The following is a 319-nucleotide window of genomic DNA, read 5'->3' on the forward strand; positions in this document are numbered from 1 at the left end:
GGACCGGGTGCGCCAGGCCCTGCAGGGGTGGCTGGCGCGAATGACCCAGGAGCGCTTCGCCCCCTTCCTGGAGCGCTGCCTGGACCAGCGGCTGCTCACCGTCAGCCTCGCCGTGGCGGTGCTGGCGGTGGCCCTGGCCTGGGCCTTGAGCGGGCGGCTCGGCTTCTCGCTGATGCCCCGGGTGGAGTCGGACCGGGTCCAGGCCACGGTCACCCTGCCGGTGGGCAGCCCCATCGCCGAGGATCGCGCCATCCGCGACCGCCTGCTGGACGCCGCCGACAACGTCTCGTCGCTGACCCGGGCCGCCTGGCTGACCCTG

General features: G+C 74.9%; 1 protein-coding gene. It reads left to right on the forward strand.

Annotated elements, in window-relative coordinates:
* Positions 1-319 (forward strand): hypothetical protein (locus J5F18_RS16970; RefSeq protein ID WP_346299713.1); only part of this gene is annotated, 319 nt, incomplete at both ends.

This window comes from Halomonas sp. BM-2019 (genome assembly GCF_017584085.1).